The sequence below is a fragment of the bacterium genome (assembly GCA_016873475.1).
GTDB lineage: Bacteria > Krumholzibacteriota > Krumholzibacteriia > JACNKJ01 > JACNKJ01 > VGXI01.
In genome coordinates, this window is sequence record VGXI01000021.1 from 19114 (window position 1) to 29016 (window position 9903).

The following is a 9903-nucleotide window of genomic DNA, read 5'->3' on the forward strand; positions in this document are numbered from 1 at the left end:
CCTCGCGGGGGTCAGAAGCCGGTGTTGAGCGACAGGTGGACGCGCAGGTCGCCCAGCCGCTTGCTCTCACCGAGGGCGAGGGCCAGGGCGAGCTGGCCGCGCGGCCCCGGGGCGAGCAGGCCGAGCCCGGTCCCCCAGCCGCGGAAGCTGAGCGTCGACCCGGCCGGGCGGCGCCAGCGCCCCCAACCATAGTCGAGGAACGCGAAGACCTCAAGGGGATCGCCCAGGGCCAGCTCGCCGCTGAGGCAGGCGACGCCATCGCCCCGGAAGTGCTCCTCATCGTAGCCGCGCAGGCTCGTCGCGCCGCCCAGCGGCGCCAGCTCGGCCGCGTTGAAGCCGCCGCGCGCCGTGTGGAGCAGGCTGCCGCTCCCGCGCAAGCGCAGCCGCCAGCGCGCTGCCGGCGACCAGCCGTACTGCCCGTTTCCGCTCAGCGCGAACTGCCGTGAAGACGGCGCTTCGCCGGCGAGCTGCGAGCGCTTGAGCAGCAGATCGCCGATCAGGCGCAGGCGGCGCTGCTCGGCGACGCCCAGCGCGCCCCCCACGCTCCGCCAGGCGAGGCCGAAGCGATGCCGGCGGCGGCTGGCGCTCGCGTCATCCGCGCTGCCGGCACCCAGGCCGAAGAGACTGCGCTCGTAGCCGATGCCCGCGATGCCCTCCCAGCCCGCCGGCAGGGGCAGTCGCAAGTCGAGCTGCACGGCGAGTTGGAGGAAGGTGGAGTCCTGCTTGGCGCGGTTCAGGGCGAGATCGACGGCGAGGTCGCTGCCCAGAACCCGCGGCGCGGAGAGCAGCAGGTCCACGCGGCTCCGCTCGCGACCCTGCCAATCGCCGCCGAGTTGCCAGTGGTGGCCGCGGCCGAAGGGACTGAAGATGTCGACGTCCAGCGCGCCGCTGGTCGCGCCGCCGCCGCCGCCGATCAGAGCGGTGACGCGATTCGGCCGCGGCCGCTCCTCCACGCGGTAGAGCACGCCGACCCGCCCTGCCACGGGGTCCCAGCCGAGCTCGGGTTCCGCCACGCGGAGAAACCAGCCGCTGGCGACGAGGCGCTCGCGGCCGCGCCGGGCGAGCGCGCGGCCAAGCGGGCCCTCGCGCGGCAGATCCGCGACTTCTGCGAGGAATGCGCCGTCCAGACGGCGGCCGCCCGTCACGCGGAGCTCGCCGAGCGGTCCGCTGGGTCCGGGCGTGAGCAGGGCCGAGACGGCGAGCGTATCGCCCCCGGCGGCAGCCGGCTCCAGCCAGAGCTGGGCGAAGGGATAGCCGGCGGCGTCCAGAGCCGCCAGCCAGTCGGCGCCGGCGGCGAGCAGCGCGCCGGGACCGGCTGCCGCACTGCCCGCCTGCCAGGGGCGCCCGGCCGCGGGACCCTCGACAGCGGCCAGTCGCAGCGGCAGCGGCCGCGCGCCGGCGAGGACGATCTCGCCGCCGCGCAGCCAGAGGCTATCGGCCTGCCAGCCCGCGACCTCCAGCGCCAGTGCTGCGCGCACGAGGCGCTGGCCCACCGGCGCCGGCGCGCGGCCGATCCCTGCCAGATCGCGCGCGAGGCCGGCGGGCAGCGCGCTGTCGCCTGCCGCCGCAGCCCGCGCCGCGAGGGGACGGGCACCCGCGAGCGTCAGAGCGAGACAGAGCGCGATGGCGCTAGAAGTATGCACGGCTCTCCAATCGCAGGCGCTGCCGGCGCGGCTCACCGGCTTCCTCGCGCCGCTCGACGTGCGCGCTGAGCGTCAGATTCGCGCCGGCCTGCGCCGTCGCCTCCAGGCGGAGAACGCGCGTCCAGCCCGGCGCCGCGAAGAACCAGGGGCGCCCGGCCTGCGGATCGCCCTCGCCATAGCTGCTGTGGCTGAAGGCCCAACGCAGCTCCAGGCGCAAACTCGCGATGGGCCGCAAGCTGAGCCCGGGCTCCAGCGAGAGGGCGCGCCGGGCGAGGCCGCGCAGGGCATCGCGCTGCCAGAGCGCTTCGCCCTCGACCTGGGCGCTCAAGCGCCCGACGAGGTGGCGCGCGCCCGCCAGCAGGAGTGCCTGTTCGCGGACGCGGTAGTTGCCACCGGCGCCGAGACCGCTGAAGCTCTGCCGGCGCCGGCTCCCCCAGCGCAGGCTGCCCTCGAGGCTGGCCTCCTCGCTGCCCCGCCGCGCGCGCAGCTCGTGGCCCATCTCGCGCTCGCGGAGTTCGCCGGCACTGTCGCGGCCGTCGAGGCGATCCAGGCCGCGCCCGCGATAGCGCAGCTCGAGTCCGCCGCGCGGCGGCCGCAGGCGCAGCTCCTGCAGCAGCTCGAGACTGCCGAGCAGCGTGTTGCCCGAGCGGCGCAGGCTGGCGCCGTCCAGGCGCGCGAGCCGCCAGGGCTCCGCGTCGCGGTTCTCCTCGCGCAGGATGACGCGCGTCTCGCTGCCCAGCCGGCGCAACCAGGCGCCCTGCCGCGCTTCGAGGCGCTCCAGACGCGCCTCGAGCTCGAGGCTCTGCGTGCGCACGGCCGCCTCGGCGAGCACGCTGAGACGCCGCCAGTCACCCTCCCCCTCGCCGACGAAGACGCCCTCCGCATTGAGGTCGCCCAGGCCGGCACCGACGAAGACGAGCCGGCTCTGGCGCAGGCGCTGGCGTTGGCTGCCCAGGCGGTAGGCCCCCTCGCCGCCCCAGCCGCCCGCGCGCGCCAGCCAGCTGCCTCGCGCCTCGGCCTGGAACTGCTCGCTGTCGAGGCTGCCGACGCGGCGCTGGTAGTGCGCGCTCGCCTCGAGCCGGCCGCCGCCGGGCAACCCGCCGCCGCTGCTGCCCCGCAGGCGGCGCAAGTGGTCGTGCAGCGCGGGCGCCGTGATGCGCTCCTCGCGCCAGTGGAGAGTCCAGGGCCGCGGCGCCGCGCCACGGCTGCCGAAGCCGAACTCGAGGCCAGCGCGCTCGTGGTTGCCGCGGCGTTCGGGCACCTGCTGGCCGTCGAGGGGATCCGGGTGTTCCTGGCGCGCGCGGGTGCCGTCGGCGAGAAGACTGCGCAGGAGGGGTAGCGGCAGCTCGAGGAGCAGCCTGCTGTCCTGGCGCTCGCCCGCGCCGAGCAGGGAGTCGCTGCTCGTGACGGCGGCCAGCTCGCCCCCGAAGCCCAGGCCGCTCGCGCTCGCGCGGCGGCCGGCGAGACTGGCCCGCAGACCAGTGAAGCGCTCGCCCAGGCGCAGCTGCTCGAGCGCGGCGCCGAGCCGCGCCGCCGGGCGCTCGCCCCAGTCGAGGCCGAGAGCGAGTCGCCGCTCGTCCAGGCGCCCCGGATCGCCGGGCAGGTTCCAGAGGCGGTAGTCCGCGGCGCCGCGCCGAGCCCCCGGCGCGCGGAAGCGCGCCTCCTGGCGCTCGAGGTCCAGGCGCAACGCGAGCGGCGCCCCGCGCCAGCTGCCCGCGCGCCCGGCGAGGCCGCCGCGCAGGGCGAGACCGCGGTTGTCGCCGTCGTCGCGGGGGGAGAGCCGATTCGCGTCCTGATCGCTGATGGCGAGCTCGAGCTGGGTCCCGAAGCGGGCTCCCGCCCTGGCCAGGCGCAGGCTCTCGAGCCGGTAGGCGCTGGGCAGGGCGAGCTGCTCGCCGAGGACGAAGCTGCCCTGCCCCTGGCCGGCGTAGGCGAAGTAGCGCTCGCCGTCGGCGCTGACGCCCGCGGCCCGGTAGTCGCCGGCGCCCGCGCCCACCTCGCGAAAGCGCAGGTTGAAGTCGCCGAGCGAGTCCACCCAGGCATAGGTGGCCAGCTCGGGATTCGCCGGTTCCTCGTGCGTGAGGACATAGCGGCCCCGACCGGGCGCGGCGCTGACGCCGTCCGTGCGCGCCAGGGCGGGGTCGTCCCCGGCCGCCGCGAGCGCGGCGCGGCGCTCGGCGTCGAGCCCGAAGGCGAGGGGTCGCTCCGGGTCGTCCGCCTCGGCGAAGTGCAGGAAGTCGACGCCGAATCCGCCCAGCCGGCCGCGCGCGCTCGCGCCCCAGGCGCCGCGCTCCCAACTCTCCTGCGAGTAGCGGAAGTCGGCGCGGATGAGATCGCCCTCGCTGATCGGCTGACCCGTGCTGAAGCTGAGCGTGCCCAGGTCGTAGTCGATCGTGTAGTCCCGCTCGCGGCCCCGCGTGAGCAGGCGGCCGTTGAGGCTGACCGTCTCGCTGCCGGCGAGGATCACGGCGCCGTCGCCGCGCAGGGCGCTGAGGAGTTCGTAGGGACCCTGCAGGCCCTCGCTGCCGCTCAGCTCGAGACTCCGGAAGAGCCCCTGGCTCTTGGCGAGCCAGAGGCCAGCGCCGCCGCGGCTGCCCTGCCACTCGCCCTGGATGCCCTGGAAGTCGCGCTCGAAGGGCGTCAGTTGCCGGCTCGGCGCCGTGAAGACGAAGTCCCCGACGCGCGCCCGCCCCGCCGGGCCGCGGATCTCGAGGAAGACCTTGTCGAGCTCGTCCAGGCGCTCGGTGTTGCCCTCCGGCTGGAAGGGCAGCTCGTCATCGCGCAGGACGGCCTCGACGCGGGTGGAATCGCCGAGCCGACCCTCCAGCTGCAGGCGCAGGCTCTGCTCGAGCGCCATCTCCTCGCCCGCGCCCATGCGCAGGACCAGCGACTTGCTCCCCCCCATCGTGAAGGCGGCCGGCGGGGCCGCGGCGGGCGCGGCCGCAGTGGCCGGCGGCGGGGCCGGCGCCGCGGCCTCGCCGCGCGCGATTTCGGCGAGCAGGTCCTGCCAGGACCGGAAGGGCGCCAGCTCGAGGCGGCGCGGCAAGCCGCCCCCCCGGCGCTCGGCGCTCAGTGTGAGCAGGGCGCCCGGCGCGGGCTCGCGCAGCTCGAGCCGGCCGCTGCCGGGATCGAGCGTGTAGTCGCGGCCGGCGGCGAGCGGCTGCCCGTCGAGCGCGACGCGCTCACTGCCGGCGACGAGTGCGCGCTCGCCCAGCTCGAAGCGGCGCTCCTCGGCGCCGAGCCGGCGACTGAAATGGAAGCGCAGCAGATCGCGGAAGGCGGCGCCGCCCAGGCTGTCGGCGGGCAGCTCGGCGCCCGCAGCCGGCGGCGCCAGCGCGAGGAGCAGCGCCAGGAGCGGCGGCGCCAGGCGTCGGGCTCCCCCCCGCGCCCGCATCAGGGCGCCTCGGCGACGGGCTCCAGCAGCCAGAGCGTCTCGGCCTCCTTGAGCAGGAGCCGCTCGCCGACCGGCAGCCGCTGCAGCGCGAGGCGCAGCTCCCGATCTTCGGGCCCGTGCGCGACGACGAGCCGATCGCGGCCGTCGACGGCCAGCGCCAGCTCGCCCGGCGGCAGTCCCAGGTTCCAGCTGCCCAGCGGGTTGCCGGCGCCGTTGAGGTGATGCAGGCGCGCAGGCCAACCCTCGGCGACATAGAGACCGCCCTGCTCGTCGGGACACCAGTCCAGGATGGGGCCCTGGTAGCCCGGCAGGCGCCGCTCGAGATCCCAGGCCTCCAGCGCCTGACCGGCCCGGGTGAGGCGGAGGAAGCGGCCGCGGCTGGGCTCGGCGACCCACAGCCGACCGCCGCGATCGGCGCGCAGGCCCCGCCAGAGCCCGGCCTCGGGCAGCGCCCAGCGCTCCTTGGCTTCGCCACGCCGCCCCAGGCGCTGCACGGCCTGTCCGCCGTCGACGAGGAGGAGCCAATCCGGCCCGTCGGCCGCTACGGCCTCGGGCCAGTCGCGCGCGCTGAGATCGCTGCTGAGCAGGCGCCGAGGCAGGCTGTCGCCCTCGACGACCAGGCGCAGACCGCCTGCGGGGTCCAGCAGAAGCAGGTCGCCCCCAAAGCCGCCCAGGGTCATGTCCCGCGCGGGCGGCAGGGGGAAATGGCCCCGCAGCCCCAGGCTATCGGCGCGCAGCGCGCCGTTGGCCGCGTACCGGTAGACGCGCGCTGCGGGACCGGCCGCGGCGGCGGCGTCCCGCTCGCTCGCGGCCGCGCGGGCGAGCGTCGCCATGGCCAGCAGGGCGAACAAGACGAGGGTTCCGCGCATCGCGGCTCCTGCCGGGAGGGGCGCTGCCCCGCTAGAACGGCTGCGTCCAGCCCAGGCGCAGGCCGAGGCCGCCAGGAGTCGGCAGCGCCTGGATGCCGATGCTGCCGCCCGTGCCGCTCGCCGGCACCGGCGCAATGCCCTCGCGAATCGCCTCGCGGCTCTTGTGCAGGCGCCAGGTGTCGACCAGGCTCGCCACCCGGTTGACGAGCAACGCGTAGAGGGTGTAGGTCGCGCGGCGCTCGGCGTTGTTGCTCGCCTTGCGCTTGTCGAGGTAGGCGAAGCGGCGGCTCTCGCTGTTCCAGTCCCAGGCCTGATCGGGCCCGACCTCGTTGTCGGCGATGTAGGCGTAGTAGGCGTCGGTGCCGTAGCCGTACTCGCGGCGGGCCTGGTAGCGCAGCCACTCGTTGTAGTCCAGCCAGCTCGCGTGCTGGCCGACCGCCTTCCAGTAGTCGTCGTCATGGTCCTCGCCCGGCACGCCGGCAAAGACCTGGGCCATCTCGATGTAGTTCTCCCGCCGCAGCCACTCCTGGGTCTTGAAGGTGCCCCAGGTGCCCCAGATCGAGGCCTCCGCGCTCATGAAGAGCAGGCTGCGTCCGGGCGCGCCGAGGTAGCGCTCGCCGAGGCCGGGCAGCAGGGCGCTGCGCCAGAGCGCGCCGATCAGCTTGCGCTCGCCCGTCGGCCGCTCCTGGATGCCGAGGGCGCCCTGGGGGCCCGGCTCGCCGCGGCGCCAGGCCTGCGGCCGGGAGAGCGAGGCGGCGTCCAGCGCGAGCGGTTCTGGCGCCGCGCTCGCCGCGCCGATGGCCGGCACGACCGTGAGCAACAGGAGGGCAAGGGCCAGTGGACGGCCCGGCCGCCCGATCGGTGAACGCTTCACGCTACCAACTCCTCGTCAGGACGAGTCGAAAGCCCGCCGGGCGCGCGCCAGCGGGACCGAACTGGAGCCGCCAGCCCTCCTCGCGCGCAGCCTGATCGTCGCCGGCGCGCTCCAGGCGCCGGAGCAGGATGTAGGTGTCGGCCAGCGACACGACGCGGGCCGCCACCATCGCGAAGATGAAGGCCTCGGCGCGATCGAAGGCCCGGTTGCTCTCCCTCCGCATGCCGAGATACACGTAACGGTGCGCCGAATCGTCGCGGCCGGTGTCGTAGTCGTCCCAGCCCCAGCGGTACCAGTCGTACTTGCCGAGGTTCTCGTAGTAGTGCTGGGGATCCTCCTGGTAGGGCGCGAAGTGACTCTCCAGGTAGCCCTCGTGGCCGTCCCGCAGAAAGGCCATGGCGCTCGGGAGGGTATCCGGCCAGGCGAAGGCGGCCCACTCGTCGGCGCTCACCCAGTCCATCCAATCGGGCTGCCCGGCCACGTTCCAGGCCGAGGCCCAGCGGGCCTCCTCCCAGTGGGCCTCCGCGTAGGCCTCGTACTCGTGGCGCAGGTCGAAGCCGCGATCGCGATAGTAGAAGTTCCCCGCCCAGCAGCCGGCCTCGACGGCGAACTGCGTCAGGGCGCGGCCTCGGTGGCCCAGGCTCCACTCACCGAGTCCGGGCAGCAGCAGCGAGTAGAGCAGTGGGCGCGTCTCGAGCGCCGCCGCCGGCGCGGCGAGCGCGAGCAGCGCGAGCAGGGCGCCCAGCGGCCTTCTCATCGCAGCACCGCCAGGCGCTGGAGAAGATGCCGGCGGCCGGCCGGGCCGCTCACCTCGATGCGCGCGAAGTAGACGCCCGAGGCCAAGCTGCGCAGCTCGAGCGGGATCTCGAAGGGGCCGTCGGCGGCCGCGCTGTCCACGCGCGTGAACTTGAGCTGGCCCTCGAGGTCGAAGAGCTCCAGGTGCACGCGCGTGCCGGCCGGGACGGCGGGATGGTGCAGTCGGCAGGCCTCGCGCGCCGGATTCGGATAGAAGAGCCAGCCGTCGGCGGCCAGGCCCTCCAGCTCGCTGATCGGGTGCCGGCGCTGCCAGCGCCCGCTCCGCGCGAAACCCCCACCGCCCGCCCCCCACTCGGGCTCGGCCGTGCCGCTGCCGAGGAAACCGAGCAGGAAGCCGTCGCGGCTGATCGCGTAGACGCGCCCGCCGATGGCGATCAGGTCCTGCGCCGGCGCCGCCGCCAGTGCGCGCGGCGTGCCGAGCAGAGGCCGGGCGTCCGCGCCCACGACGAGCAGGTGACCCGCATCGCCGAAGAGGATCAGCTCGGCGATGCCGTCGCCAGTCAGGTCGGCCGCCCGCAGCCCCGAGCCCACGCGCATCGGCGTGTCGAGGTCGGCCAGCTCGCCCAGGCGCAGCGGCCAGTCGGCGTGCGCGAAGCCCTCGGGGCTGAGCCGGTGCACGCGGTCGCCCGCGGCGAGAAAGAACTCGGGATGGCCGTCGCCGTCCAGGTCCGCGATGGCCGGCTCAGCGCTCAGCCCCTCGCCGCCCAGCGGCGCCTGGAAGCGCAGGGTCCAGTCGGTCTCGCCGAGCGTGGCGACGCGGCCGTCGACGTGGATCCAGAAGATCTCGGCAAGGCTCTCCAGGCCGTCGCCGTCCAGGTCCACCGGCCGAATCCAGAAGGGACCGCCCTCGGGCTCCGGCAGGCCGAAGCGCTGGACGGGTGCCGTGCCGAAGGGGTCGAGGAGGATGAGCGAGTCGTTGATCGCCAGGGCCACGCGCTGGCCGCCGGCGGTCTCGACGCGCACGAGCGGCGCGAAGACGTCCTCGCGCCCGCGCTCCGGCTGGCGAACGGCCACGCCGCGCAGGGCCGCCGGCGCCAGCGCGCCGCGGCGGTAGTCGAGGTCGAGGATGTAGAGCAGCTCGTCCTCGCGGAGCCACAGCAGGCTGGCCGCGGCCGCCGCCGAGTCGAGGAGCGCGATGGGCTGCGAGGCGGGCGGCACCTCCAGCGCGCGCGCGAAGAGCAACGCGGGCGTCTGGCCCGCGGCCGGCGGCCCCCAGGCGAGCAGGGAATCCGCCGTGAGGAGGAACCAGACCGGCTCGCCGAGACCCGGCGCGCTGAGCAGGGCGCTCCCGGCCAGGGTGCCGCTCAAGCGGCGCGGCGCCTGCGGCGCGAGGGGCGGCTCGGCGTCTGCCGCGCTGCCGCTGAAGAGCAGATGGGTCTGCAGGAGCGTGTCGGGATCCAGCGAGTCCATCGCGTAGCCGAGCCAGACGCGCTCGCCGTCGAGGAGCGGCAGCAGGCTGCCGGCCGCCGGCAGCACCGCGAGCGCGCCGGCGATGGCCTCCCGATCGTCGCGCGGCAGGCCCGCGGGCACGCCGGCACGGCGGATGCGGAAGCCGATCGTCGAGTCGACGGCGGTCTCGTTCACCAGGTAGGGGCTGGTCACGAGCTCCGTCAGCCGGAAGCCCGAGGGCGTGCCGTCGTACAGGCGCGTGTCGGGCTGGCCCGCCTCGAGCCACTCGGTGACGTGCCCCGTGTAGAAGGGATCCCGCTCTCCCCCCCGCCACTCGGGCGAATAGGGATCGCCCAGATCGTTCGTGCCGTCCGCCTCGACGAGCTGCACATGCTCGTCCCCGTTCAGGTTGATGATGTTCAGCGGGAAGAGCGTCTCGAAGTCGTGCTCGTCGACATGCCAGGCGAGCAGGCCCGACTGGGGCAGGAAGAGATCGTACTCGCCGCTGTTTGCGGCGCTGTCCGGCCAGGCCGGGAAGTCGATCGAGACGAACTGGAAGACGCCGGTCGCCTCGTCCCGCTTCACGTAGCGGCTGCCCGTGTGGAGCAGCTCCTGTCGATTCTCGAAGAGGAAGTACTCGCGCTCGCTGAGGTCCACGCGCAGGGCCTTCGCGCCCGGCGACTGCACGTTGCTCGCCGTGAGCGTCACGGCGTGCTCGCCGCCGCCCGGGCGCAGCAGGGAGCCGTCGCCCGTGTTCACCCAGCCGAGCAGCTCGCGGTGCCAGATCGCGAAGCTCGTGGGCAGGGCGCCGTAGACGTAGATCGGCTCGTCCGGGTTCTCGGCCGTCTGGAAGCCGAAGAGGATCTGGTGGCCGCTATCCATGAGATCCCAGTAGCCGACGCTGGGCCAGCCCCAGTA

The 9903-nt window shown here is 75.0% G+C and carries 5 protein-coding genes; all 5 read right to left on the bottom strand.

Annotation, left to right across the window (positions count from 1 at the left end):
- Window positions 1-11: 11 nt before the first annotated feature.
- From FJ251_03460 to FJ251_03480, 5 genes are read right to left on the bottom strand one after another with little or no spacing between them, the layout of a single operon-like run.
- Window positions 12-1643 (bottom strand): hypothetical protein, encoded by a 1632-nt coding sequence (locus FJ251_03460; GenBank protein ID MBM4116787.1) that lies wholly within the window; start codon window positions 1641-1643, stop codon window positions 12-14.
- Window positions 1630-5037 carry a hypothetical protein gene (locus tag FJ251_03465; GenBank protein MBM4116788.1) on the bottom strand — a complete coding sequence of 1136 codons (3408 nt, stop codon included), beginning with the start codon at window positions 5035-5037 and terminating at the stop codon, window positions 1630-1632. Before FJ251_03465 ends, FJ251_03460 begins: the two co-directional genes overlap by 14 nt.
- Entirely contained in the window at window positions 5037-5906 is an 870-nt protein-coding gene (locus FJ251_03470; GenBank protein ID MBM4116789.1) for a hypothetical protein, read from the bottom strand. Before FJ251_03470 ends, FJ251_03465 begins: the two co-directional genes overlap by 1 nt.
- A gap of 31 nt (window positions 5907-5937) precedes the next feature.
- Window positions 5938-6780 carry a hypothetical protein gene (locus FJ251_03475; protein ID MBM4116790.1) on the bottom strand — a complete coding sequence of 281 codons (843 nt, stop codon included), beginning with the start codon at window positions 6778-6780 and terminating at the stop codon, window positions 5938-5940.
- Window position 6781: 1 nt separating this feature from the next.
- On the bottom strand, window positions 6782-7537 hold the full coding sequence (locus tag FJ251_03480; protein MBM4116791.1) for a hypothetical protein: 756 nt from the start codon (window positions 7535-7537) through the stop codon (window positions 6782-6784).
- Window positions 7538-9903 lie beyond the last annotated feature (2366 nt).